Origin of the sequence: uncultured Rothia sp. (genome assembly GCF_963507905.1) — a bacterium.
Lineage (GTDB): Bacteria > Actinomycetota > Actinomycetes > Actinomycetales > Micrococcaceae > Rothia.
This window is the reverse complement of record NZ_CAUOUU010000002.1, coordinates 79,058-104,511: the sequence shown is the minus strand read 5'-3', so window position 1 is coordinate 104,511 and position 25,454 is coordinate 79,058. Positions and strand designations below refer to the sequence as shown.

The 25,454-nt window shown below is 63.8% G+C and carries 17 protein-coding genes; 3 read left to right on the top strand and 14 right to left on the bottom strand.

Translation table 11 applies throughout. The features are described 5' to 3' along the window. Positions 1–116: 116 nt before the first annotated feature. The 6 genes from adhP to RQ593_RS01885 all read right to left on the bottom strand — a co-directional run bounded on the left by adhP (position 117) and on the right by RQ593_RS01885 (position 10,044). Entirely contained in the window at positions 117–1,157 is a 1,041-nt protein-coding gene (gene adhP / locus RQ593_RS01910; RefSeq protein WP_012903352.1) for an alcohol dehydrogenase AdhP, read from the bottom strand. A 402-nt stretch (positions 1,158–1,559) separates the two neighbouring features. Further along, positions 1,560–2,957, bottom strand: a complete 1,398-nt coding sequence (locus tag RQ593_RS01905; protein WP_311449662.1) for a phosphoenolpyruvate synthase — start codon at positions 2,955–2,957, stop codon at positions 1,560–1,562. Positions 2,958–3,262: 305 nt separating this feature from the next. Further along, the gene (gene lgt, locus RQ593_RS01900; protein ID WP_311449661.1) at positions 3,263–4,273 is read right to left on the bottom strand and encodes a prolipoprotein diacylglyceryl transferase; all 1,011 of its coding nucleotides are present in this window, start codon (positions 4,271–4,273) and stop codon (positions 3,263–3,265) included. Beyond that, positions 4,273–5,127 carry a tryptophan synthase subunit alpha gene (gene trpA / locus RQ593_RS01895; RefSeq protein ID WP_311449660.1) on the bottom strand — a complete coding sequence of 285 codons (855 nt, stop codon included), beginning with the start codon at positions 5,125–5,127 and terminating at the stop codon, positions 4,273–4,275. Before trpA ends, lgt begins: the two co-directional genes overlap by 1 nt. Continuing rightward, positions 5,127–6,461, bottom strand: a complete 1,335-nt coding sequence (gene trpB, locus RQ593_RS01890) for a tryptophan synthase subunit beta (protein ID WP_311449659.1) — start codon at positions 6,459–6,461, stop codon at positions 5,127–5,129. Before trpB ends, trpA begins: the two co-directional genes overlap by 1 nt. A 304-nt stretch (positions 6,462–6,765) precedes the next feature. Next, positions 6,766–10,044 carry an AAA family ATPase gene (locus RQ593_RS01885; protein WP_311449769.1) on the bottom strand — a complete coding sequence of 1,093 codons (3,279 nt, stop codon included), beginning with the start codon at positions 10,042–10,044 and terminating at the stop codon, positions 6,766–6,768. A 324-nt stretch (positions 10,045–10,368) separates the two neighbouring features. On the opposite strand from RQ593_RS01885, the gene RQ593_RS01880 reads away from it, so the two are divergent. The 3 genes from RQ593_RS01880 to RQ593_RS01870 all read left to right on the top strand — a co-directional run bounded on the left by RQ593_RS01880 (position 10,369) and on the right by RQ593_RS01870 (position 15,811). Further along, positions 10,369–11,421 (top strand): 3-oxoacyl-ACP synthase III, encoded by a 1,053-nt coding sequence (locus RQ593_RS01880; RefSeq protein WP_005505662.1) that lies wholly within the window; start codon positions 10,369–10,371, stop codon positions 11,419–11,421. Positions 11,422–11,506: 85 nt separating this feature from the next. Next, positions 11,507–14,521, top strand: a complete 3,015-nt coding sequence (locus RQ593_RS01875) for an alpha/beta fold hydrolase (protein ID WP_311449658.1) — start codon at positions 11,507–11,509, stop codon at positions 14,519–14,521. A 33-nt stretch (positions 14,522–14,554) separates the two neighbouring features. After that, positions 14,555–15,811: an NAD-dependent epimerase/dehydratase family protein gene (locus tag RQ593_RS01870; RefSeq protein ID WP_311449768.1), complete on the top strand. Its 1,257-nt coding sequence runs from the start codon at positions 14,555–14,557 to the stop codon at positions 15,809–15,811. A 170-nt stretch (positions 15,812–15,981) separates the two neighbouring features. Here the strand turns inward: RQ593_RS01870 and mutM are convergent, their stop codons facing one another. The 8 genes from mutM to RQ593_RS01830 form a co-directional block, all read right to left on the bottom strand. After that, positions 15,982–17,064: a bifunctional DNA-formamidopyrimidine glycosylase/DNA-(apurinic or apyrimidinic site) lyase gene (gene mutM / locus RQ593_RS01865; protein WP_311449657.1), complete on the bottom strand. Its 1,083-nt coding sequence runs from the start codon at positions 17,062–17,064 to the stop codon at positions 15,982–15,984. A gap of 75 nt (positions 17,065–17,139) precedes the next feature. Further along, on the bottom strand, positions 17,140–17,829 hold the full coding sequence (gene rnc, locus RQ593_RS01860; RefSeq protein ID WP_311449656.1) for a ribonuclease III: 690 nt from the start codon (positions 17,827–17,829) through the stop codon (positions 17,140–17,142). Positions 17,830–17,845: 16 nt separating this feature from the next. Next, positions 17,846–18,049 (bottom strand): 50S ribosomal protein L32, encoded by a 204-nt coding sequence (gene rpmF, locus RQ593_RS01855; RefSeq protein ID WP_005505656.1) that lies wholly within the window; start codon positions 18,047–18,049, stop codon positions 17,846–17,848. Between the two features lie 30 nt (positions 18,050–18,079). Further along, positions 18,080–18,688 carry a DUF177 domain-containing protein gene (locus RQ593_RS01850; protein WP_012903341.1) on the bottom strand — a complete coding sequence of 203 codons (609 nt, stop codon included), beginning with the start codon at positions 18,686–18,688 and terminating at the stop codon, positions 18,080–18,082. Positions 18,689–18,915: 227 nt separating this feature from the next. Beyond that, complete coding sequence (gene coaD / locus RQ593_RS01845) at positions 18,916–19,392, bottom strand: pantetheine-phosphate adenylyltransferase (RefSeq protein ID WP_049337936.1); 477 nt, start codon at positions 19,390–19,392, stop codon at positions 18,916–18,918. A 132-nt stretch (positions 19,393–19,524) separates the two neighbouring features. After that, positions 19,525–20,166, bottom strand: coding sequence for a 16S rRNA (guanine(966)-N(2))-methyltransferase RsmD (gene rsmD, locus RQ593_RS01840; RefSeq protein WP_294642033.1), 642 nt, complete (start codon positions 20,164–20,166; stop codon positions 19,525–19,527). 109 nt (positions 20,167–20,275) lie between these two features. After that, entirely contained in the window at positions 20,276–24,112 is a 3,837-nt protein-coding gene (locus tag RQ593_RS01835; protein ID WP_294642035.1) for an ATP-dependent DNA helicase RecG, read from the bottom strand. Further along, positions 24,109–25,419 carry a Dak phosphatase gene (locus RQ593_RS01830; RefSeq protein ID WP_294642037.1) on the bottom strand — a complete coding sequence of 437 codons (1,311 nt, stop codon included), beginning with the start codon at positions 25,417–25,419 and terminating at the stop codon, positions 24,109–24,111. The genes RQ593_RS01835 and RQ593_RS01830 overlap by 4 nt, the downstream gene beginning before the upstream one ends. Positions 25,420–25,454 lie beyond the last annotated feature (35 nt).

The window sequence follows — 25,454 nt, the reverse complement described above, 5'->3', positions numbered from 1 at the left end:
CCCTACTCCCCCGCCACACGGGATGCGCCTTAGGCGCTATAACCATCGAAACTACCGGCAGGACCTCACGAGTGAGACCTTGAAGTCCCGCCGGGCGCCTCGAACCATCCGCTAGCTTAGAGGCTAGCGAAGTCCAGAACCATACGGCCGGTAATCTTACCCGCCGCCATTTCCTCGAAGACAGCCGGTGCCTCGTCAACCTCACGCAACTGAACCACCGGAACCACGATGCCATCAGCACCGAACTGGAATGCCTCCGCCAAATCCTGACGGGTACCCACCAGGGAGCCCACCACGCGGATGCCGTCCAGAATAATCTTCACAATGGACAGCTCCATCATCTCCGAGGGCAGACCAACAGCGACCACGGAACCGCCCGCGCGAACCGACTCAACAGCCTGGTTGAACGCAACCTTCGACACTGCGGTCACCACGGCAGCGTGAGCGCCACCGCCGGTCAGCTCGCGAATACGAGCCGGAACATCCTCAACCTCACGGCCGTTGATGACGTGGTCAGCGCCGGTCTCACGAGCCAGAGCCAGCTTGTCATCGTTGATGTCAACGGCGATAACCTTAGCGCCGAAGACCTTCTTAGCGTACTGAACAGCCAGGTTACCCAGACCGCCAGCACCGTAAGCAACCAGCCACTGACCCGGGCGAACCAGCGACTCCTTGATTGCCTTGTAAGTGGTCACACCAGCGCAGGTAATGGAGCTAGCCTGTGCCGGGTCCAGACCCTCCGGAACCTTCACAGCGTAGTCAGCGGTCACCAGGGTGTACTCGCTCATGCCGCCGTCAACCGAGTAGCCTGCGTTCTTCACAGAACGGCACAGGGTCTCACGGCCCGAGGTGCAGTACTCACAGTGGCCGCAGCCCTCGAAGAACCACGCCACCGACACGCGGTCGCCTTCCTTCAGGGACTCAACGCCCTCGCCGACCTTGACGACACGGCCGATGCCCTCGTGGCCCAGAATACGACCCGGAACCTCACCGAAGTCACCGGACGCCACGTGCAGGTCAGTGTGGCACACACCCGAGTACTCAATCTTCACGAGCGCCTGGCCGTGACCGACCGCCGGAACGGGAACCTCACGGACAACAACCGAACCGTCAACCTTCTCAGGAACAACAACAGCCTTCATGGTTTCCTTGCACATGACCTATAACTCCTTAGTCATTGGTTGCCGCGCTCAAGCCGCAATCTGCAATTTGCGCTTTGCAACCTAGCGGGGTGGGCGCGCGTATTCTTTACATTTCCACCGTAAAATGATGAGCCGCCAATCTAAAGGACTATCCCCAAATATGACGGAGGGGTTACATAGGGGTTGGAACGCGAACGAGGATGAGCTTTCGATAAGGTCTATTCCGACCAATGCGCTAAACCGCCAAAGGTTGATATGACGCTATGACGAAGCAGCACAGAAGATGAGAATGCCTCCCAAACCAGCGGCTTGGGAGGCATTCAGAAAAAATTTAAATATTAAGTTTGAGGCGCATACCACCCTAAAGAAAGGGTTCAATCTGCACCTATACGATTCCTCACGGATTCTACCGGCTACTTAGAAGCAGAAAGCAACCTCAATATAACCGGCACCGCGCTCACCCGGACCATTCGGAGCGTTCAACGCCCAACCCAGATCCGTCACACGCACCGTAGTATCCATGAACGTACCGCCGCCAGCGCCACCGCCAGCCAACTGCACGGAACCCACCGCATAGCGGGCACGAGCCGCATCATTATTCCACTTCTGCGACACCACACGAGCCGAAACGCTCAACGCAGCGCCCGAGCCGCCGCCGCCATAACCGGCGCCACCGCCTCCAGAAACCACCGACTGGTAGCCGTTAAACAGCTCGCCAGCGTTCGACGGACGGTTATCGACACCCTCCGGAGTCTGATCCCACTGGTACGAATAGCTCGCCACACCATCGGCGCCCTTCGCACGGAAACCGCTCGCACCCGCCGCACCGGCAGTCGCAGTGCTCACCAGCTTCTGGGTGGAGGTGCTCGAAAAACCAATCACCGAACCATCGGTGGTCGGCGGGTCCAGCTTCTCGCCGCCAGCACCGCCCACACCACCGGCAGCACCCGAACCCGGGTTCACCGTCAGAATCGGCTCAGACTGCACCTCGTACGAAGTGAAACCAACAAAACCGGGCGAACCGTCGCCGTCACCCGAACCGGCACCGCCACCGGTGCTGAACTGGTGCTCACCACCGGAGCTATCCAGCGAATAGTGCGCGGTCGGGCGCACAGCACCCGCATTCGCGGGGTTCGGCAGAACCGTCGCATACGACGCCAGCACACCGGCACCGCCGCCGCCACCGGCAACAATCATCGGCACGCCGTCCACCTCAATAGCGGACGAGCCACCGCCGGACGCCGAATACAGCACAGCGCTCATGCCGCCGCGACCGGTCACACCGCCAGAAATGCGGGTCAGGTTATTGATTGCAGAAACCACGTTCGCGGGAACCGGCGAAGAAGCCTTCGACGAGCCACCCACACCGTAGCCGTCGCCACCCTCAGCGGGCTTCAACTCACCATTACCGATACCGCCCGAACCGGCAGTCAGAGTAATAGTCTGGCCGCCGCGCACAGCCATAGAGCCCTCAACCATGGCGCCGGAACCGGCATCAGCCACAGTGTAGTTCGTGCCGCCAGCACCGCCCACAGCCACAAAACGCATACGCTTAGCACCCGGAGGAACCGTCAGCACGGCAACCTTCTTCACACCGTCACCGGCGGTAATCGTCGTCGAATCCTCAAAGGGGCCGGTGCACTCGCCTTCCTCATCAGACGCCGCATACGCCGGAATCACCGACGACGCCACCACAACCGGGGCAGCCCACGCCGCGCCAGCCACCAGGCGGCGACGGGACAGATCCGGACGGGACAAAGCCGGGCTGGAAGAAGGAGAAACGAGGCGCGAAGAATCGCCAGAAGAAGAGCTCACGATAAAAATCCTGTAGTTGAGTGGGTGTTTCTAAACGCAGACGCGGCAGGCCCCATCGCTCGAAGAGTTTCATACTTCAAAGAGCCTCATACTCCACAGAGCTTCGTATTCCTCATGGGCACCCGCCACACGCAGTATCTCTATTATGCCTTCTCAGCGGCCCAAATCCGTACAGGGCGCCAGCACACGCCAGCATAAGAACATCCACCGGCAAGAAGCAGACAGCGAGCACAAATAGCGGGCACAAAAAACCGCCGGACGGGGCATTCCCCATCCGGCGGTTTTTCTATGAAATTGAGGTTGAGCTAGGAGCTCTTAGTTGAAGACTCAGCTTCGGAAGAATCAGAGTCTTCAGAAGAATCAGCCTTCTCAGATGCCTTATCCTCAGCGTCCTCTGCCTTCTCATCTGCGGCAGGCTTCGGAGCGAACTCCGCAGGAGCCGGCTCAATACCCGCAGCAGCCTTCGCCGCCGCACGACGACCAGCCACCACAAAACCAGCAGCACCCAGCAGAACCAACAGCAGAGCAGTCCACACGTGAATACGAACGCCCCAAAGCATCTCCGAGGTATCAATACGCAAGAACATCTCAATGAAGAGGCGACCCACACCGTAGTAGAACACGTACAGCCACAGGGTCTGACCCAGCTTCAGCACGCCCTTACGGCCCAGCCACAGCAGCAACGCCACACCCAGCAGGTTCCACAGCGACTCGTACAGGAACGTCGGATGGAACAGCGTACCCGCCGGATACTGGGTCGGGAAATTACCGCTCGAAGCGCTAATCTCCAGGCCCCACGGCAAAGTCGTCGGCTTACCGAACAGCTCCTGGTTGAACCAGTTACCCCAGCGGCCAAACGCCTGAGCCAGCAGAATACCCGGCGCCACCGCATCCGCAAAAGCCGGGAAATTAATCCCGTAACGGCGGCAACCATACCAGGCACCCAACGCGCCAACCGACACGGCACCCATAATGCCGATGCCGCCCTCCCAAATCTTCAGGAAAGCCCACGGATCAGCAACATTCGGACCGAAATAGCTACCCGGGTCAGTAATCAGCACGTGGTAGGCGCGGGCACCAATAATACCCGCCGGAATAGCCCACATCGCCACGTCAAAAACGCGTTCAGGGGTACCACCCGCCGCCTTCCAACGGCGAGAACCCAGCCACAAGCACACCGCCATACCCGCAAGAATGCACAGGGCATAGAAATGCACACGGAACGGGCCCAGCTGCAGGTACGAAACGCTCGGGGAGGGAATCGACGCCAGCACGTTAGCTACCGGCACGCTCGCCAGCGACAGCACATCAGACATTAGCTTTCACGCCCCGCCAGCTCACGGGTCAGCTTAGCCACCGCCTCAACACCGCCAGAAGCCAAAGCCTTCACCAGCGCGGTACCGACAATCACGCCGTCCGCATACTCGCCAATCTCCTCAACGTGGGCACGAGTCGAAACACCCAGACCCACGCACGCACGAGGCGCACCGGCAGCCTTAATGTCCGCAACCAGGGTGCGAGCCGCCTCCGACACGGAGGTGCGGGCACCGGTCACGCCCATCACCGACACGGCGTACACGAAGCCGCTCGACGCCTTCGCAATGGTCGCCAGACGCTCCGGCGAAGAAGACAGAGCAGCCAAGAAAATACGATCCAGACCGTACTCGTCAGAAGCCTCAAACCACGCCGACGCCTCATCAGGCACCAGGTCCGGAGTGATCATGCCCGCGCCACCGGCAGCCGCCAAATCACGCGCAAAGTTCTTCACACCGTACGCCAGAACCGGGTTCCAGTACGTCATCACGACAACCACCGCGTCGGTCGCCTCAGTAATGCGGCGGACCGCCTCAAACAGCTGAGGAAGCTTGAAACCGTTCTCCAGCGCCACGCCGGTCGCCTTCTGAATCACCGGGCCATCCATGACCGGATCAGAATAAGGCACGCCCAGCTCAATAATGTCCGCGCCGTTATTGCCCAAAGCAATCGCCGCGTCAATCGACTCGTCCAGAGTCGGGAAGCCTACCGGCAGGTAGCCAATCAGCGCCGCACGGCCCTGCTTCTCGCACTCAGCCAGGCGAGCCGCCAGAGGCGAATCGGGGTTAGCAGTCGGGAACGTACCGTCCAGCACCTCAAAGGGTGCCGCCTGAGAAATAGCGTCCTGGTAGCTCATTACTTAGCCTCACTTTCAGCCTGTGCGTTCTGTACAGCGGATGCGGCAGCTTCCTTATTACCGGTCATCAGGGTCGAGGACGGAATCGCCTTACCCAGACCGAACCACTTCAGCGCGGTCTCCATGTCCTTATCGCCACGACCGGACAGGCAGACAATCATCGTCTTCTCGCGTGCCGCCTCCGGATCCTCAGCAGCCCAACGCTGGCACACGCGCAGCGCACCCGCCAGAGCGTGCGAGGACTCAATCGCCGGAATAATACCCTCGGTACGGCAGAGCAGGCGCAGAGCGTCCATCGCCTCAGTGTCGGTCACCGGCTCGTAGGTCACGCGACCAATATCGGACAGGTACGAGTGCTCCGGACCCACACCCGGGTAATCCAGACCGGCAGAAATCGAGTGGGACTCAATGGTCTGGCCGTCCTCGTCCTGCATCAGGTAGGTCATCGCGCCGTGCAGCATGCCCGGCCGGCCCAGAGTAATGGTCGCCGCGTGACGGCCGGTCTCCACGCCGTCGCCGCCAGCCTCAAAACCGTAAATCTCAACCGAAGAATCGTCCAAGAACGCGTGGAACAGGCCAATTGCGTTCGAACCGCCACCCACGCAAGCAGCAATACCATCGGGCAGGCGGCCAGTCTCAGCCAGAATCTGCTCGCGCGCCTCCTCACCGATAGCGTCGTGGAAGAAACGCACCATCGCCGGGAACGGGTGCGCACCCGCAGCGGTACCCAGCAGGTAGTGGGTGTTCTCAACGTTCGCAACCCAGTCGCGCAGCGCCTCATTAATGGCGTCCTTGAGGGTGCGGGAACCGTTCTGAACCGCAATCACCTTCGCGCCCAGCAGCTGCATACGAGCCACGTTCAGCGACTGACGCTCGGTGTCTTCCTCACCCATGTAGACCACGCACTCCATACCGAAGAGCGCAGCCGCAGTCGCAGTCGCAACACCGTGCTGACCCGCGCCGGTCTCAGCAATCAGACGGGTCTTACCCATACGCTTAGCCAGCAGAGCCTGACCAATCACGTTATTAATCTTGTGGCTACCCGTGTGGTTCAGGTCCTCACGCTTAAGGAACACACGCGCACCAGCGTGCTCAGAGAACTTCGGAACCTCGGTCAGCAGCGACGGACGGTTCGAATACTCAGCAGAAAGACGCTGGAACTCAGCAATGAACTCGGGGTCGTTCTTCGCCTCGTTAAAGGTTGCCTCCAGCTCATCCATGGCGGCAATCAGCGACTCGGGCATCCACCGCCCGCCGTACTCACCAAAATAGGGGCCGGGGGCATTCTTCAACGACTCGCCGTTGAGGAAAGCATCTGCCAGGTTCTCGCTCATCACTATTCCTTCCCTGGATGGTTGCCGCCGGATGCACGCCGCAGGTAGAGGGGCATCAGGCCTGATCACAGCGAAACACCACACCAACCGCGAAGAGGACGGGGCGGCATTCGCACATATCCCCCTATAGTACCCGGGTGCAGACCGTGAACTGTACCCTGGGGTGCACATGACCATTCCTAGGACATGTGACGTTCGCCGGGGTGGGTGCGCGCACGGGTATGGGGTGGCTCGTCTGGCAAGGTTTAGAGGATGGGCAAGCGAGGCTAGGCAGGGGCGCGCGGGTTGAGGGGCGCGCGGCGAGCTACAGCAGCTCGCGTAGCTCCTCCATCTGTTGAGAAAGCACCGTCGACACGCCACCGCGCATCGACACCCCGTACAGGGTCTCCGCAATCTGCATCGTGCGCTTCTGATGCGTCACCACAATCAGCTGCGAACGCTCCCCCAGCTCACCAATCACCTGCAGCAGGCGCGAGAGGTTACGGTCATCCAGCGCCGCCTCAACCTCATCGAGGGCGTAGAACGGCGACGGGCGAGACATATAAATCGCAATCAACAGCGCCAGCGAAGCGAGCGAACGCTCACCGCCAGACAGCAACGACAGGCGCTTAACCTTCTTACCCGCCGGGCGCGCGTGAATCTCCACACCCGAATTCAGCGGATCGGACGGGTCGTCCAGCTCCAGGTGACCCTCGCCTCCCGGGAAGAGGGTCTCAAAGATGCGGCGATAGTGGGTGTTAATGTCCTCCATTGCGGCGGTGAAAACCTCCGCGATGTGGCTACTGACCTCGTCCATGACCGTGTTCAGGTCGCGGCGGGTCGCCTTCAAATCCTCAATCTGCTGGTTCAGGTAGGCGTGGCGTTCGGAAAGCGCCTCGTACTCCTCCAGCGCCAGCGGGTTAATGGCGCCGAGCGCCTCCAGTTCGGCGCGGGTTGCCTTGAGGCGAGCGCGCACGCTCTCGGTGGAGGCTTCGGTTGCAGTATTTTCAGCGGCGGCGTTTTCGGAAGTCTCGTCTGCGGGCACGTCAACCGGCAGCTGCTCGGAGTACTCCTCCTCCAACTGCTCCAGGGTCAAACCGGTCACCAGGCGGGCACGCTCAGCCAGCGCCTGCACACGCTCCTGCACGCGCGCCGCCTCCGTCTGGGTGCGCGCCAGCAGGGTCAGCGCCGCCGCGTGCGCCGCCTGCAGGTCCTGCACCTCGTCATTGGTGCTGGTCAGGCCCTCCTGGGCGTTCTTCAGGGCGCCGCTCAGCTCGTGCAGCTGCTGCTCACGCTCGCTCACCTGCTCGGCAAGCACCTCACCCAGACGCTGGGCGCGGCGCTCAATCTTTGCCGCGGGAGCCTGCTCCCCCGTGCCTGCCAGGTAGGAGTCCTCGCGGGTGCGTGCCGACTCGTAGGCGGTGCGCGCTTCGGCTACGGATTCCTCCGCGACGGTGAGGCGCTCGTTCAGGCGGGCGCGCTCATTCTGAATGTTCTGCGCGGAGGCTTCCAGGGACTCCGCCTGGGCGCGGGCGCGGGCGTGCTCGGCGCTCGCCACGCCCGCCGCCTTCGCTGCCTCGCGTTCTGCTTCGACCGCCGATTCTGCCGCGGTCTGAGCCTGCTGAACGGTCTGTTCGGCTTCGTCCAGTTCGGCGCGGGTGCGGGTCACGACCTGGGAGGCGGCGCGGTATGCGGCGGCAAGTTCCAGGGGGCTGGCACCCTCAGCCGGGTAGAGCAGGCTGTAGCGGGTGTGCTCGGTGCCTGCGGGGTCAAAAATACGCCACATAGTGCACTGACCTGCGCCTTCATTCTCTGCGAGCAGGTGCAGGGCGTGCTCCGCGGAGGCGGCATCCGGCGCGAACAGCACGCCCGCCAGGCGCTCACCCAGCGCCGCGGTGACGCGTGCCAGGGCGTGCTCGTCGATACCGGCGAGTGCGGCGGCGTCCTCGCTGAGCGGTTCAATCATCTCGGTGGCGGGGCGGATACCCAGCTCATGCAGCTCGGCGGCGCAGGATTCGGGCAGGGTGGATTCGGGCAGGTCTGTTGAAGGTTCCTTCGCGGCAGATTCGTTGCTTTCATCATCCTTGTCACCGCGCAGCTGCGATACCTCGGCGCCCTCAACCGGCACGCTCAACGCCGCGGTCGCCAGCGAGGTCAGCGCCGCAGACGCCGCACGCGCATACTCGGGGTCAATCTGCACGGCATCCAGCACGCGCAACAGGCTCGCGCCCTCGCTCGATGAATCCAGGAGCTCGCCGGTCTCGGGATCGAACACCGCCTCGGCAGATTCAGTGTCCAGCTCGGCGGGTTCCTCGCCCAGGCTCTGGCCCAGCGCCTCACGCAGGGTTGCGGCACGCTCAGCCGCCGCCGCGTAGGCGCGGGTCGCCTCCACCGCAGCGGCGCGGGCGGTATCCAGCTGAGCCTGCGAGCGGGCACGAGACTGCGCCGCCTCACCCGAGGCGCGCTCAGTCTGCGCCACCTCGGACGCCGCCTTCTCAACGTTCTTCAGCGCCGCATCGTAGCGCTCCTCAAAGCTGGCGTAGCTTTCCACCGCGCGCTCTGCCTCTTCGCGGCGTTCCTCCAGCAGTTCCAGGGCGCGTTCGTATCCGGCGCGGGCGGCGGCGGTCGCCTCGGTCAGTTCCACGCGGTAGGTGCGCACGCGCTCGGCGGCGATGGACTGCACGGTGCGCACGCGCGCGGCGGACTCGCGCAGGGTCGACACGGCCTTCTGGCAGGCGGTGACCTCGGCGTTCAGGCGGTTCTGTTCCTGCTGATGCTTCGCGGATGCGGCGCGCACCGCCTCCAGCTGTTCTTTCAGGGTTTCAGCGCGGCGGGTACCTTCTGCCTCGGAGGCGAGAGCCTGCGCCTGCTCAGCCTGCAGAACGCCCAGCTGACGAGTCAAAAGTACCGCCTCCAGCTGGCGGATGCGCGCCTGCAGCTGGCGCGCGGTCGCGGCGGATTCTGCCTGCTCACTCAGCGGCTGCAGCTGCGAATCCAGCTCGGCAACCAGGTCGCTCAGGCGGGTAACGTTCGATGCCACAGACTCCAGCTTGCGGCTGGTCTTCTCCTGGCGGCGGCGGTACTTGACCACGCCCGCCGCCTGCTCGATCATGTCGCGGCGCTGCTGCGCGGTGGCGTGCAGGACCGCGTCCAGCTGACCCTGGCCGACGAGCACGTGCATCTGCTGACCCAGACCCGCCTCCGAGAGCAGGTCCTGAATGTCGGCGAGGCGCGCCGGGGAGCCGTTAATCTCGTACTCGCTGCCGCCGGAGCGGAACATGGTGCGCGAAATCTGCACCCGATCAGTGGGAATGCTGAGGGTGCCGTCAGAATTATCGAAAGTCAGGGTGACTTTGGCGCGGCCCAGGGGTGCACGCTGGGCGCCGTCGCCCGAACCTGCCTCGCCGGAGCCCGCGAAGATGACGTCCTTCATGCTGCCGCCGCGCAGACTCTTAGCGCCCTGCTCACCCATGACCCAGGCGAGCGCGTCCAGCACATTGGACTTGCCGGAGCCGTTGGGTCCGACCACCGCGTTAATGCCGGGGGTGAACTCAAAAGTGGTTGCGGAGGCGAAAGACTTGAACCCGCGCAGGGTCAGCGACATCAGGTGCACAAGGGGCCTTTCTGCAGAAGAACTGGTGTGTGCCGGGCACGTTCTGTGGTGCGTGGCGGCATCCCTCTAGTGTACGCGGTGCGGCGGGCGGGCGGCGTGAACGTGCACGGGGTGAAGGGGGTTCAAAGTTCCTCATTGTGCATCATCTTACGCGCGGGGTGAACGGGCGCGTTCATATTGGGTCTACGGATACGGGTTCGCCCGGTCGGTGCGGTAGATTGGAATGAGCATCACGAATTCTGCGGGGCCGCTGTTCGCATCCCCGCGTTTTTCTATGTATCCCACTGACTTCTATTTTCAAGGGCCACACCATTGATGAATGCATCCGCCGATAAGGTCGGCACGAACTCTGACATTCGCCACGCTAATGCAGCTCTGCTGTCTATTACCCATGAGCTGCCTCCGGAGGTCGTCACGAGCGACTACTTCGATGAGCAGCTGGCCCAAACCTATAAGCGTCTGCGCATGCCGAAGGGCCTGCTGGAGCGTCTAGCCGGTATTAGCACTCGCCGCGGCTGGGCTGAGGGCCAGACCTTCGAGGACGGCGTTGTTGCCGCAGCCGAGAAGGCTATCGAGCAGGCGGGTATTGACCGTTCCCAGATTGGCCTGCTGATTAACGCTTCGGTGACTCGCGATAACTTTGAGCCCGCCGTTTCGGTGGGTGTGCACGACCGCCTGGAACTACCGCGTCACGCCCTGAACTTCGATATTACGAACGCCTGCCTGGGCTTCGTGAACGCGATGACCGTCGCCTCCACCATGATTGATGCGGGCGCTATCGACTACGCCCTGATTGTCGCCGGTGAGGACCCCTCCCCCTGGCACCGTACCGCGGTGCGCATCCTCAATAACCCCGATTCGACCCGCGAGGACGTGCTGGCTCAGTTCGCGACCCTGACCCTCGGTTCGGGTGCGGCGGCGGCTGTGATTGGTCGCGCTGACCGCCACCCGGAGGGTCACCGCATCGTCGGTTCGGTGTCCCGCGCGGGCACTGAGCACCGTAACCTGTGCATCGGTGGCGAGGCTGACCAGGGTATGAACACTGACGCTGAGGGTCTGCTCAAGCACGGCCTGGAGCTCGTGGCGCAGGCGTGGGAGCAGGCGCATCAGGACGGCTGGGAGTGGAACGACATGACCTCCTACGTGACCCACCAGATTTCGAACGCCCACACGAACGCCATCATTGAGGCGGTCGGTATTGAGCGCGAGCGAATCCCCTTGACCTTCCCGAAGTGGGGCAATGTGGCTGCGGCGGCTCTGCCGATGACTCTCGCCGAATGCGCGCCGACCTACACGGAAGGCGACCGTATTCTGTGCATGGGTGTGGGTTCTGGACTGAACACTGCCCTGCTTGAGATTCAGTGGTAACCCGTTAGCCAGCAGCCGTTAGCCGGCACCCCGTTAGCTTTTGCGGTAGACATTCACCGATTCGATCCGGAAGGATTCCCCCAGCATGCGCCATTTGAACTTCCCTAAGGCTCAGCCCCCGTATAACCCGGAGGAATGGGCGGGCGTGAACCCGCGCTACTCCCACCTTCTGGAGGTGCCCACCACCGCCCCCATTGAGCAGCGGGCGCAGCAGGCTGGCGCGCGCCGCTGGCACTACCTGGATAACCTTCCGGTGCTGGTCGAGCAGGGTTTGGAGCCGATTGGCACGATCCTGTGCGTGCACGGTAACCCGACCTGGTCGTACCTGTGGCGCACCGTGCTGGATGCGGGCGTGAATGAGCGCGCCCCGTGGCGTGTGGTTGCGGTTGATCAGATTGATATGGGTTATTCGGAGCGCACCCACCTGGATTTGGAGGGTGAGCGCCGCACCCTGACCGACCGTATCGCTGACCTGGGTGATTTCACGAAGGCGCTCGGTCTGGATGAGACCGATAAGCCGCTCGTGACCCTCGCCCATGACTGGGGTGGGCTGGTGTCCTTTGGTTGGGCGCTGGAGCATCGCGAGATTCTGTCGGGCGTGATGCTGACGAACACCGCGGTCTACCATGACGGCATTGAGAATATCCCTGCCGCCCTGCGCCTGGCGTTGGGGGTGCACGAGTGGGGTACTCACGATTCGACCGCGTTTATTGATGTGACCTTGGGTTTGGCTCAGAATGAGGGCCGCATGCCCGCGCCGGGTTCTGCCGGTGCCGGGGCGCTTGATGGTGCCCTGCCGCAGCCGGTGGGTCAGCAGCCTAAGCGCCTGTACCCGAGCCCTCTGAACGAGGCGATTTACCGTACGTACCGTGCGCCGTACGCCCATTCGGCGTGGCGTGAGGGTGTGCGTAATTTTGTGGGCGATATTCCGACCGGCACCGATATTCCTTCCTATACGCCGATGCAGCGTATTGCCGAGCAGATCCGTGACCTGGACGTGCCCGCGTTCTTCCAGTGGGGTACGAAGGACCCGGTGTTCCAGCGCCGCTACCTGTTCGACCTGATGGAGCGCATGCCGCAGGCGAAGGTGCACCGCTACGAGAAGGCCTCGCACCTGGTCATTGAGGATTACGATATTGCAACCCCGATGATTTCGTGGCTTGCGCAGACCTTTGGCACGCTGGAGGATGGCGCTCTGGTGCCCCCGCACAACGTTGAGGCGGAGCATCGTGCCGCCCGCGCACGCCGCCACGGTCTAACTACCGGCGAGGGCGCTACCGCTGAGGGTGCCGCCGCTGAGGGGGCTGAGGGCGCTGTTCCCGCGGCGTTCCGCCCCATGCTCGCAGCCCTCACCGAACGCGCCAATGACGACTCCACCGCCGTGGTGGATATGGACCCCAAGGGTGACGGCACCTCCGTGTCTGTGACTCTGACCTGGGCTGAGCTGAACCAGCAGGTCAACGCCGCCGCGACCCGACTGCACGCCCTGGGTGTGCGTCCGGGTGACCGCGTGAACCTGATGGTGCCTCCGGGTGCCCGCCTGACCACCCTGATTTACGCCTGCATGAAGCTGGGCGCTGTCATTGTGGTGGCTGATACCGGTCTGGGTATTCCGGGTCTGACTCGCGCGTTGAAGGGCGCTAACCCGAGCTTCCTGGTGGGTATTCCCGCCGCGCTCACTGCCGCCCGTACCCTGCTGTGGCCGGGTGTGCGTATTTCTGTGGAGCCGCTGGGTTCGGTGCAGGAGAAGCTGTTGGGCGTTGCCGGTTCGGTGTTTACCGCGCCCGCCGCTGACGGTACTCCGGGTGCGCCGGTGCCCACCCCGACTGTGGTGGAGTTCCCCTCCCCCGTGCCGGATGCCGATGCGGCGGTGCTGTACACTTCCGGTTCGACCGGCCCGGCTAAGGGCGTGGTGTACACGCAGCGCCAGCTGGCGGGTATGCGCGATGCCATTGCGAATACGTACGGTTTTGCGCCCGGTAGCGGCCTGGTGGCCGGTTTTGCGCCGTTTGCGCTGTTGGGCCCGGCGTTGGGTGCTACCAGCGTGACCCCGACGATGGACGTGACCCGCCCGAAGACCCTGACGGCTTCTGCCCTGGCGTCGGCTGCGGCTGCTATTGATGCCTCGGTCGTGTTTGCGTCCCCCGCCGCCCTGGTGAACGTAGTGGCGACCGCCGACGAGCTGAACGCTGAGCAGCGTGCGGCGTTGGCTAAGGTTCAGACGGTTCTGAGCGCTGGCGCGCCGATTCCCGTGCCCCTGTTGGAGGCGCTCTCCGCGCTGGTGCCGAACGCCTCCCTGCACACCCCCTACGGCATGACCGAGGGCCTGCCGGTGACTGACGTGTCCTTCGAGATGATTCGCCAGGCGATTGCCGAGGGCACCCCGAACGCCGCCGGTGAGGTGCTTGACCCGTTCGCCCGCGACGGCGTGTGCGTGGGCTTCGCGGTGTACGGCGCGGCGGTTGCCATTGCGCCGCTACTGCAGGACGGTTCGGTGGCTTCTGAGCTGACCCACGAGCCCGGCGTGACCGGCGAGATTCTGGTGTCGGCACCCCACGTGAAGGACCGCTACGACACTCTGTGGGTGACCGAGGAGCAGTCCATTAGCACTCCGGGTTGGCATCATACCGGTGACGTCGGACACCTGGACGCTTCGGGTCGCCTGTGGGTTGAGGGTCGCCTCGCGCACGTGCTGCTGACCTCCCAGGGCGTGCTGACCCCGGTGGCTGCCGAACAGTCCGCCGAGTCCCTGCCCGAGGTGCGCCGCGCCGCCCTGGTCGCAGTGGGCCCCGCCGGTACCGCCGCCCCGGTGCTGGTCATTGAGGCGTCCGCGAACACCGCCGCTCTGGAGGCGCGTCAGTCAGCATCCGCGTTCAAGCGTGCCCTGCTCGACCGCGTGCCCGGCCGCTTCCCCATTGCCGAGGGTGTGGCTCCCTTCGAGCTGTCGCAGCTGGTGCGTCAGAAGGTTGCCGAGGATACCGGCGTGGAGCTTGCCGCGGTGCTGGTGGTGCACGAGCATCCGACCGATATTCGCCACAATTCGAAGATTGACCGCCCCGCCCTGGGTGAGTGGGCGTCGAAGGTCCTTGCGGGGGCGTAAGCGCCTGCCCGGCCTCTAAGTCTAAGGAGTATGATGTCCCCTCATTCTTCGCGTGAGTCCTCTGCCCACGAGTCTGCATCCCGTCTGCCTGCGGCCCGCCTGTCGACTGCGCATGCGGCGAGCTCGCCGACGGCTCGGTTCCGCAAGCCTGCGCAGCCGCTGGCGGCACGCTACACCGATCCCGCGCCGCGTTCCCTGCGCCCGGTTGAGGAGCCCGATTTCGCGCCGCGTATTGGCGAGCGCATCCTCTTTACCGGTGCGAGCGGCTTGCTGGGTCGTGAGAGCGTGCTGGCGTTGCTGCGTGCCGGCTACGATGTGCGCGTTTTTCAGCGTGGCGATTCGGGTATTGCGGCGCTTCTGCCCGATTCGATTCGCCCGCGTTTTGAGCAGGTGCGCGGCGATATTACGAACGCGCAGGCGGTGGCTCTGGCGATGACCGGCGTGAACGGCGTGGTGCATGCCGCGGCGAAGGTTTCGGTCAGCGGCGAGTGGGCTGATTATGAGCGCATCAATATTAAGGGCACCCGCACCCTGTTGCAGGCGGCGCTGAACCATTCGGTGGGTTCTTTCCTGTACATTTCCTCGCCGTCGGTGGCTCATGCCGGTGCGGCGATTGTGGGTGATGGTGCCGGCGTGGCATCCCCGGAGCACGCGCGCGGTAACTATGCGCGTTCGAAGGCTGCCGCCGAGCTGCTGGTTCTGGAGGCGAACGGCACGCCTTTGCCCGGCGGCGGGGTCATGCACACCGGCGCGTTGCGCCCGCACCTGATGTGGGGTCCGGGCGATACCCAGCTGGTCGAGCGTATTCTGGAGCGTTCCGCCGCCGGGCGCCTGCCGCTGCTTTCGGGCGGTACGGGCCTAATTGACACACTCTACATTGATAACGCCGCGGATGCGCTGGTGCGCGGCTATCAGCGCCTCGACGCTTTTGCGGGTAAGGCGCTGGTGGTGACGAACGGTCAGCCGCGCACTATCGCTGAGCTCCTGGGTGGTTTCTGTGAGGCGGTGGGCGTTCCCGCCCCGCGTTTCTCGGTTCCGGCAAAGGTTGCGGCCCTGGCGGGTAAGGTCATTGAGCGCGTCTGGGAGCGTCTGCCGAAGAACGTGACCGCCGGTGATGAGCCGCCGATGACGGAGTTCCTCGCCGAGCAGCTGTCGACCGCACACTGGTTTGATCAGCGCCGCACCCGTGAGCTTCTACAATGGGAGCCCTCCGTGTCAATTGAGGAAGGCTACGAGCGTCTGGGCTTGTTCTACGGCGACAGGTACAGCGGGACCAAGCACAGCCGCTAAGCGCTTCTTTTCGGGGCGGCTCCCCCGCCCCTGATTTAAAGGATTGAACTTTAAACGAATGACGGCGTAGCTATATCCCCCATCGTGGGAGGAACGTAGCTACGCCGTCATTCGCATATCTAGCGTGAGCTTGTACCTATCGTAAGCCTTCACCTAGCATGAGCCTTTATCTAGCGAGAACGCGGCGCCCGCTGGCAGTGCGGGCAACGGTAGGACGAACGGTTCTGGAACGGTTCGCGCACCATCAGGGTTGTGCGGCCCGCCTCCGCGCAACGGTGGCAAGGCTCCCCGGCCCGGCCGTAGGCGTTCAGCGAGCGCTCAAAGTAGCCCGACTCGCCCAGCACGTTCACGTACAGGGCGTCGAAGCTTGTGCCGCCCGCCGCCAGGGACTCGCGCAGCACCTGCGTGACCGCCTCCAGCAGTTCGCGGGTTTGGGCGGCGCTGAGGGTGCGTGCGGGCTTCGCGTAGTGCAGCCGCGCACGCCACAGCGCCTCGTCGGCGTAGATATTGCCCACGCCGGAGATGACCGACTGGTCCAGCAGCACCTTCTTAATGCCGCTGGAGGTGCGCAGGAACTTTCGGCGCACCGCCGCGGGGTCGAAGAATTCGTCCAGCGGGTCGCGGGCAATGTGCTTGACCGCTTCCGGCACAAGAAAACGCTCAGGTACTTCGCTCTGCCCCAATTCACCCGGCGCTACTTCATTCGCTGCAACCGCCGCGGGTACGTCCGGTACCAGCGGGCTGAGGAACATGCCGCCGAAGATGCGCTGGTCCACGAAGAGCAACCGCTGCCCGGTGTTTGCCCGGTTGGTGCTCGCCGCACCGCCGGTGGCTCCCGCAGCGCTGGTAGCTCCCACCGGTCCTAGTTCGAGCGCCACGCGCAGGTGCCGCGGCTGCTCGTCAAAGGCCGCGCGAGCCTCAGATTCATTACCCGAGTCGCCGCCCGAGTCACTGCCGGAATCTTCGCCCGGCTCATCGCGCACGAGCAGCTGACCGCTCATGCCCAGATGCACCACGAGCGCCTCGTCGGCAAGCGTGCCGTCCGCCTCGCTCAGGGTCAGCCACAGGTACTTGCCGCGGCGGTAGGCACCGCGCAGCGTCCTGCCGGTGAGTGCCGCCTCAAAGTGGGCGGGACCAGGCAGGTGCCTGCGCAGCGAACGGGCATCGACCACGCGCACCGCCCGCACGGGCCGACCCAACGAATGGTCGGCGATGCCCGCACGAACGGTTTCCACCTCGGGCAGTTCGGGCATGATTCCCTCCAATCAGCGGGGTTGCAGAATCAAGAGCCCGCAGAGCTAACAGACCTGCAGGATGCTTGAATGAGCCTAAACCAGAACGCGGTACGCCTGCTCAGCGGCAAGACGCTCCGCCTCCTTCTTGCTCGGGCCCACACCGGTACCGGCCTGCTGGTTCGCCACAATAGCGATCGCAGTGTACACGCGCGCGTGATCGGGGCCCTCGCCGGTGACCTCGTAGCGCACATCTCCCCAGCCGCGGGCGGTGGCGAGGTTCAGTAGCTCGGTCTTCCAGTCGCGTCCAGAGTTCAGGACCTTCTCATCGTCAAGCAGCGGGGCAATCAGGCGCAGCACCAGGTCACGAGCCGCCTCGCGACCGCACTCCAAGTAGGTCAGGCCAAAAATCGCTTCCATGGTGTCAGCAAGGATTGAGTCCTTATCGGCGCCGCCGGTGTGAATCTCGCCCTTACCGAGCAGGATGTACCTGCCCAGATCCAGGTCGCGTGCCACCTTCGCCAACGCCACCGTAGACACCACCACGTGGTGCAGCTTCACGAGCTCACCCTCGGGCAGCTCGGGGTAGCGTCGGTACACTTCTTCAGCGATCGCCAGGGAAAGCACCGAATCGCCCAGGAACTCCAGGCGCTCGTTATGCTCCACTCCGGGGTTCTCGAAGGCGTAGGAGCGGTGGGTTAGGGATAGCAAAAACGTCTCGGCGTCGATATCGACTCCGAGACGTTTACGCAACTCCCTAGTATCAACACTAGGAAATTCAGTCATAAGGATTCACCGCTTCTTAGGCGTCTGCAACCTTACGGCCCTTGTACTCCAGGAACAGGGCGTTGCCTGCAGCGTCGGTTACAACCTTTGCCTGGTGGGGCAGGCTGTAGGTCACGCGACCGTTCTCAACGGTCTTAACCAGCTGGGGCACGGATGCCTTCCACTGGGAACGGCGTGCGCGGGTGTTAGCGCGGGACATCTTGCGCTTGGGAACAGCCACAGCTATCTCACAATCTCTAGTAACAACAATTTAGTTTTCGGTATCTGCGCCGAGCAGGCCCTGTAGGGCCGACCAGCGCGGATCCAACACCTCGTGATGATGCCCGGGGTCATCCTCCAGGCGCGCACCGCAATCGGCGCACAGACCCTGGCAGGTGTCCCTACAAACAGGCTGGAACGGCAGTTGAAGGATTACTGCGTCCCGCAGAGCCGGTTCAAGGTCGATGGAATCATCCTCAACGGCGTACTGCTCATCTACTTCGTCTTCGGGGCCGCCAGCCGGGGCCTTCTCAAAGACGAAAAGCTCTTGAATATTGGCCGACATCTCGTAATCAATCGGATCCAAGCAGAGGCTACACTCGCCGTGTACATCCACAACGACGGAGCCGGTAACTAGGATACCATCAACAACAGACTCCATACGAATATCGAGGTCAATATCCGAACCCTCTTCCACGCCGATGAGCGTGTTACCCAGGTCTGCCGGTGCGGGCAGAACCTCAGTGAGAGTTTCCATGGTGCCGGGGCGGTGAATCAGGTTAGTAACCGATACCACCAGCGGCGATGCGTCTGCACGTGAAATGGCGTTTCTCCTTACGAAATGTATAAACCAAAGTCCCATTTTAGGGGTCATTCGCACCGTTAATCAAGATTAAGCGCCTTTTAAATCTCTTTAAGTGGCGCTCACCTCTTAAATATCCCCTTAAGGAGGCGCCGCGCGGCATTTAATCGGTCGGTCGGAGCTACTGCTGGGGGACTTAAATGCCCGGCCGGCGGTGCGAGTTATTCTGCCGGGGCCCTGCCGGTGGGCGTGTCGGGCGTGTCGGGCGGGTGCGCGCCTGGGGTTGCCCGGGTTGATGAGGTGTTTTAGGCGCTCTTCAGGGCGCGGGCGACCGCCTCCGGCACGAAGGGAGTCACGTCACCACCCAGCGACGCCACCTCACGAATAATCGTGGACGACACCGCACCGTAGCGGTCCTCACCCGCCAAGAACACCGTCTCAACCTGCGCCAGGTGGCGGTTCATGCTCGCCATCGGAGCCTCATAACTGTAGTCCGTCGCCGAACGCAGACCCTTCACCAGCACCTTCGCACCACGCTCCGCCGCGTACTCGGCAAGCAGCACGCCCGGCGGAATCGGCTCCACGCTCACACCCTCAATGCCGAGCTCCTGCAGGGACTCACGCACCAGCTGCACGCGCTCCTCCAGGGAGAAACGGTACTTCTTGGAGCTATTGTGCGCCACGCCCACAATCACCTCGTCAAAGAGCTGAGCGGCGCGGGCAATGATTTCCAGGTGGCCGTGGTGCACGGGGTCAAAAGATCCGGGGCAGAGGGCAATCATGGCGGTCCCTTCACGAATAAATATCAGACGTTGGAATGAGTAGATGCGGGCGGATTTAGGATGCGGGTTAGTGGCATGCGGGCGAGCACAGGCTGAGGCAGCAAGCTGCGGCGGCAATCTTAGGTAGCAATTTTAGGCGGCGAGCTCTTCAGCATCCTCGCCAGATTCGTTGTCGAACTCGTCGCCCGTCTGCTCCTCCACCTCGTCAGGCTCCACATAGTAGAGAACCGTCTCGCCGTGCTGACGAGTCGAAAAACAGTACAGGCCCTCGCCCCACACCGGCTCCGGGTCGCGCGAAGAACGCTCCACCACGACCACGGCACCCTCGGCAAGCTTGGGGGTCAGCGCCTGCAGCAGCTCACTGACCTGCTCGTTCGGCATGGCGTAGGGCGGGTCAACAAACACCAGATCCCACGGACCGGAGGCGGACTTCACGTAGGTCAGCGCCTGAGACTGCTGCACGCGCGCCGCAGAACCGGTGCCGGTGCGCCCCATCGCCTTCTCCACCGCGGCAACGTTCTTGCGAATCACCGCAACAGCCTTCGGGTACGTATCCAGCAGAGTCACGGAGGCGGCACCGCGTGAGAGTGCCTCGCAGCCCAGCGCACCCGAGCCACCAAAGGCGTCCAGCACGCGGGCGCCACGAATAATGTCGTAGCTCTCCAGCTTGGAGAAGAGGGATTCCTTCACCCGGTCGGTGGTGGGGCGAGTATTATCCCCCGGAACCGAGGCAAGGCGAACGCCTCCGGCAGCACCGGAAATAATACGGCTCATAGGTCTCTCCTCTTAACTAGTGCGGTGTGTTGACGTCAGGGTTTCAGCGAGTGGTGGGCAAGGCTGGTTGATGGGCGGAGCGGGCAGAGCGTTCTGCCCCGTTGGGCGCTTATCCCCTGCCGAGGAACGCCTCACGGTCAGCGTCCAGAGCGCGGTCAATCGTACGCGCCAACGACGGGTGCTTAGCCAGCGTCGGGTCCTTCTCCACCACCGAGCGGGCATCCTCGCGGGCACGCTCAATAATGTCGGCATCGGCGAGCGCCCGCAAGAACCGCAGGGTACTCTTCGAGCCCGATTGTGCAGCACCCAGAATATCACCCTCGCGGCGCTGCGCCAGGTCGATGCGGGAAAGCTCAAAGCCGTCCGTGGTGGAGGCGACCGCATCCAGGCGCTCGCGGGACACGCCACCCTCCTCCTGGCGGGTCACCAGCAGGCAGGTGCCCGCGTAGCCGCCGCGGCCCACACGACCGCGCAACTGGTGCAGACCCGAGATGCCGAAGCGGTCGGCATCCATGATGATCATGAGCGTGGCGTTCGGGACGTTCACGCCCACCTCAATGACGGTGGTGCTGATGAGCAGGTCAATCTCTCCGCGCTCGAAAGCGGTCATGACGGCGGTCTTCTCCGCCGGGTCCATGCGGCCGTGCAGGGTGCCGATACGCACGCCGACGAGGGCGTCCTCAGTTCTCAGGTAGGAGTACATTGAGGCGACCGAGGTCAGCTGAACCTTGCCGTCGCTACTCGCGCTACCACCCTGACCGAAATAGCCCTGGGCAGAGTTGCCCGCACCCGCGCCAGTTCCAGCACCGTTCAGGCTGGATGCGCCAAAGAACGCGGCACCCTCCTCCATGCCGTCGCCGTCCTCCCCGATTTTGGGCACGACAACATACACCTGGTGGCCCGCGTCAATTTCTTCGCGGGCGCGCCTCCACAGCCGGGACGCCCAGGCGGGCTTCTCGGCGAGGGGCACCACGTGCGTTGAAATTTTCTGGCGGCCCGCGGGCAGGGTGTCGAGCACGGATACGTCCAGGTCACCGAACACGGTCATGGCGACGGTACGAGGAATAGGCGTTGCGGTCATGACCAGGCGGTGCGGCAGGGCGCCGCCGGTGCCGCGAAGGCTGTCGCGCTGCTCCACGCCGAAACGGTGCTGCTCGTCCACGACGACCAGACCCAAATCGTGGAAGCTCACCTCATCGGAAAGCAGGGCGTGGGTGCCAATCACAATCTGGGCGGTGCCGTCGGCGAGTTCCTGCAGTACCTTGCGCTTGGCGCGGGTACCCATGGAGGCGGTCAGCAGGCGCACGCGCACACGGCCGGGTTCCGCCCCGCTCCCCGCGGGGATCCCCTCGGCGGAACCGGCGGCAGAATCGTCAGCATCAGAGTCTTCGGGCGCCGCTATATCCCCCAGAATGTCCAGCACCGAACGCAAATGCTGCTCGGCAAGCACCTCGGTCGGGGCGAGCATCGCGGACTGGCCGCCCGCATCGGCAACCTGCAGCATGGCGCGCAGAGCCACCACGGTCTTACCGGAACCCACATCACCCTGCAGCAGGCGGTTCATGGGCGATTCACTCGACAAATCCGCGGCAATCTCAGCGCCCACCTTCTGCTGTCCCTCGGTCAGCTCGTAGGGCAGAACCTGAAGCAACCGATCGGCGAGGCCGCCCTCCACGGCGGGGCGCGGCTGGGTCAGGTGCGCGGCACGCACCGAATGCAGGCGGGCGAGCGCGCTCTGCAGTACGAACGCCTCACGGTAACGCATCTGTGCCTGCGCGGCACGCCAAGTGTCCTCAGAGTCGGGGGTGTGCAGGGCGCGGTACGTCCACTCCAGGGACGGTACCTTGCGGGCGCGACGAATCGTGTAGGGTACCGGGTCTTCGAGCTCTTTGAGCGGAACCTTTTCGAGCAGCTGCGCCATGTAGCCGCTAATGCGGTCGGTGGGCAGCTTCACGGGGGCGCGGTAGACGGGCACGGGGGCGGTGGCGGCGTCGGTGACGTCCGCGCCGGAGGCGTCCTTCGAGAGCAGGGCGTAGTGCGGGTTGGTGAGGGTGTATTCGCCGCGGTAGATGCCGACCCTGCCGGAGAACATCATGGTTTCGCCCTCGCGGATTTCGCGGGCGGCGGTCCAGGCGTTGAAGAAGGAAAGCTTCATCTGCGACCCAATGAGCACGCCCGCGCCGGGGTTCGTCATGCTGGGCGCGGGCACGCCAAAGAGGCCTCCCTGCGCGAAATCATCCTGGCCGTAGCTGTCTGCGTAGCCGCTGTAGGAGGCGGGCTGCGCTCCCCTGCCCTGTGCCGGGTTCTGGGCAGTGGGGTTCTGGGCAGCTGGGTTCTGCCTGGAGTTAGCGAGCGCATTAATGCGCGGGTTGTGCATCCCGGTTGCCTGCCAGTTCTGCGCGGGCGCACCGGATACGCCGGATGCACCGGATGCGCCGGATACGCTGGATGCGCCGGGGCGGTTAGCGCGCCCGGGCACCACGGATACAGGACCGCCAGCCCCAAAACTAGCGGCGCCAAAACCGCCAGCCCCAAAACCGGCGGGTGCGTCCTGCCCGGTGGCGTCGGAAAGCCGGTCGGTGATGGTCACTTCCGTGATTTTGCCGCGGCGCGCCGCCATAGTTCGGGTGCTCACGTGCACCACGCGGGCAATGATGGTGACGTCCTGACCTTCGACGAGTTCGGCGAAGGAGCTGAGCTCACCGCGCGGCAGGTATTTGCGCGGGAAGTATTCGAGCATCTCCCCGACGGTGTGCAGATCCAGATGCGTGGCGATTGCCTTGGCGCTGGGCGCGGGCAGGTACTTTTTGAGCGGCGCGTTTTCGATGCGGTCTTCGGAGGCGTAGCGCGCCAGGGCGCGGCTCTTAGCCTCCGCAGCGGCTGATGCGGAGGCTGCATCGGGCTTCTCAGCCGCAGCTTTCTTAGTAGCTGTCTTCTTCGCGGAAGCTTTCTTCGCAGGGCTTTTCGGCGCAGCGGTCTTCGGCTTTGCCGGAGTTTTCTGCGCTGGGTTTTTCTGCGCAGTGGTCTTGGAATCAGCTACCTTCTTCGCCGGGGCTTTGGAAGTGTCCGATTCTTTGGCGGGCTCAGCCGGCACCTTCTTGGTGGTCTTCTTAGCGGTAGCAGATTGAGCGGCGGCTGCTTTCTTAACGGGAGCGGTCTTCTTCGCTGTTACCTTTTGGGTCGCGGGCTTTTCAGCTTCTACCTCGGGCACGCTCTTCTGTGCATCAGGCATCTTCTGCGCAGGCTTCTGCTCACCCTCTTCGCTCGCCTTCGTTGCCTCTTGCGGGCGCGCCGAAGTAGCCCGCACGGGAGTCTCATTCTCCTGCGGGCTCGGTTCGTTCTGAACTAGTTCTTTCTGGGCAGGTGCCTTCTGAACCGTCTTCATCTGGGTAGGGTTCTTCCGCGCGGGCGCTTTCTGAGCGGGCGCTCTGCGGGTTGACTTCCTCTGGGCGGGATCCTCAGTCTGAGGCGCTCCCGGCTGCGCCGCCTGCCGCGCCGCCAAAGCAATATCGACCAGCTCGTAGAGAGCGTCATCGGTCATGGTGTGCGCGGCGGGACCCAGCGAATGCTTGAGGGCCTTGAGTGCCTTACGGTAGGGCGCGCTGGCGCGCTGTTCCGCGCGTTCGCTCAGTTCGACGCGGCTCACCTCTCCGCGGGCGTAGGCGGCAAGATCGCGCACGGTCAGCTCGGCGGTGGTGCGGAGCTGCTCATCGCTCAGCAGCGGCGCGCCCTTTGTCGCTCGCTGAGCTCGGGTCACAGGCTTAGTACGGGTCACAGAGGCGGCGCGGGTAGGCTCGACAGCCGTTGACTCCATGGGCTCACCCTGCGCATCCTCAGTCTTCGCAGGCTTAGTCTTTACCGGCGCAGGCTTGGCGGGTGCAGGCTCGGGAAGCCCCAAGTCCAGGGCTTCCTGCTGCGGGTTTACGGAACGTCGGGAGGGGCTCATACGCCGCCCTCCGCAGCGCATGCGTGGTCGGCGTGATGACCATCCGCCAGGGAGGAAATACGCTCATCCGACCACTGACCGTAGCCCATAATCAGCTTGCGGGCGGGGTCGACTTCGGGAACGTGCACGTGCAGCGCCCAGAGTCCAGCCGCCATGTCCAGGGGCGTAATAAGCAGGCTGTCACCCATGGCTTCAAGCTCGGGGCGCATCTGCGCCAGGGCGAGGGGCTCACAGGTCAGCGTACCCATAAGCTCCCAGCCGCTCTGCTCCGCGTGTTCTGCGTGCTCGGCAGGTTCAGCGCCCGCCTGTTCAGAACCCACTCGTGCCGCAGAACCGGCTACAGAAGTCACACCGGCAGAGGGTGCACGCAGCATGGACTCCACCTGCGCCTCGTTCAGGGTCGCCCCCTCCCAACGCGGGTTGGAGTGCACCACGGCAAGGTAGAAGCCGAGCGCACCGGCATCCACGAAACCGGCAAGCTCGGGCGAGGGCGGGAACTGCGCGGTACGTTCCAGAGCGGCACGCATCAGCGCACGTCGACGCTCTTTCAGCACCTCGTCAGCGGCTTCTGCGTCCTGTGATGCATCATAGTGTGCGTCCAGGCGAGCGAGCTCCACCATGACCGACAGCATCGTGGAGGGCACCATCTGCTCCCCCACGCTGGCACGAATGCGCTCAGCCGCGAACGCCATCGCGCGCGCCTCCGCGTGGGCGTACTCCAGCTTCACTTCGCGGTGCTTCGGCAGGGAACCGCCAGCCAGCACACGCTCGTAGTCTGCCTCCAGGGCGCGCACGAGCGGCAACTCGGCAGCCGCATCGCCAAGCTCCTGGGCGAGGTTTCCGGGCAGGAACCAGTAGCTGCGCACCGCCTCAAGCGCCCAAGCGCAAAGCAGAGTACCAGAGTTGCCGCGCGCCACGCGGGATGCGCGCATAATCGCGTGCTCGTAGATGCCGCCCAGCTGAATCCACAGGTGGGCGAGGGTTTCTTCTTCGGAGGTGCCCGCCGCCTCGGGCACGCACGTGCCCTCCCCGCCGGGATTTTCGCCAGCGGGAAGAACCTCGCTGGGCAGAACCTGCTCCATGCCCCGCTCAAACTCTTCGGTCAGGGTCAGCAGGGTGTGGGCGATATTGGAGCCGGTGTCCTTATCGGGCACGGGGAACCCGTTGAGTTCGTTGAGCGCCTCGCGGTAGCGTTCGATGGTGGTGCGGGCGGCGGTGGACCACGCTACGCCGAAGCGGTAGGCGCGCACGCAGGCGCGGCGGTAAATCTCGCGTTCTTCGGTGCGCTGGTTCTGTTCTGCGTTCACGCTACCCTCCTCGTCAGTTTCGTCGGTTTCGCGCG

Bases quoted from the DNA above. Each gene is read 5' to 3' on its own strand.
- RQ593_RS01885 (WP_311449769.1), bottom strand. From the start codon at position 10,044: ATGTCGCTGACCCTGCGCGGGTTCAAGTCTTTCGCCTCCGCAACCACT.
- RQ593_RS01875 (WP_311449658.1), top strand. From the start codon at position 11,507: ATGCGCCATTTGAACTTCCCTAAGGCTCAGCCCCCGTATAACCCGGAG.
- trpB (WP_311449659.1), bottom strand. From the start codon at position 6,461: ATGAGCGAGAACCTGGCAGATGCTTTCCTCAACGGCGAGTCGTTGAAG.
- trpA (WP_311449660.1), bottom strand. From the start codon at position 5,127: ATGAGCTACCAGGACGCTATTTCTCAGGCGGCACCCTTTGAGGTGCTG.
- coaD (WP_049337936.1), bottom strand. From the start codon at position 19,392: ATGATTGCCCTCTGCCCCGGATCTTTTGACCCCGTGCACCACGGCCAC.
- RQ593_RS01880 (WP_005505662.1), top strand. From the start codon at position 10,369: ATGAATGCATCCGCCGATAAGGTCGGCACGAACTCTGACATTCGCCAC.
- rsmD (WP_294642033.1), bottom strand. From the start codon at position 20,166: ATGAGCCGTATTATTTCCGGTGCTGCCGGAGGCGTTCGCCTTGCCTCG.
- lgt (WP_311449661.1), bottom strand. From the start codon at position 4,273: ATGTCTGATGTGCTGTCGCTGGCGAGCGTGCCGGTAGCTAACGTGCTG.
- rnc (WP_311449656.1), bottom strand. From the start codon at position 17,829: ATGACTGAATTTCCTAGTGTTGATACTAGGGAGTTGCGTAAACGTCTC.
- mutM (WP_311449657.1), bottom strand. From the start codon at position 17,064: ATGCCCGAACTGCCCGAGGTGGAAACCGTTCGTGCGGGCATCGCCGAC.
- RQ593_RS01870 (WP_311449768.1), top strand. From the start codon at position 14,555: ATGTCCCCTCATTCTTCGCGTGAGTCCTCTGCCCACGAGTCTGCATCC.
- adhP (WP_012903352.1), bottom strand. From the start codon at position 1,157: ATGTGCAAGGAAACCATGAAGGCTGTTGTTGTTCCTGAGAAGGTTGAC.
- RQ593_RS01835 (WP_294642035.1), bottom strand. From the start codon at position 24,112: ATGAGCCCCTCCCGACGTTCCGTAAACCCGCAGCAGGAAGCCCTGGAC.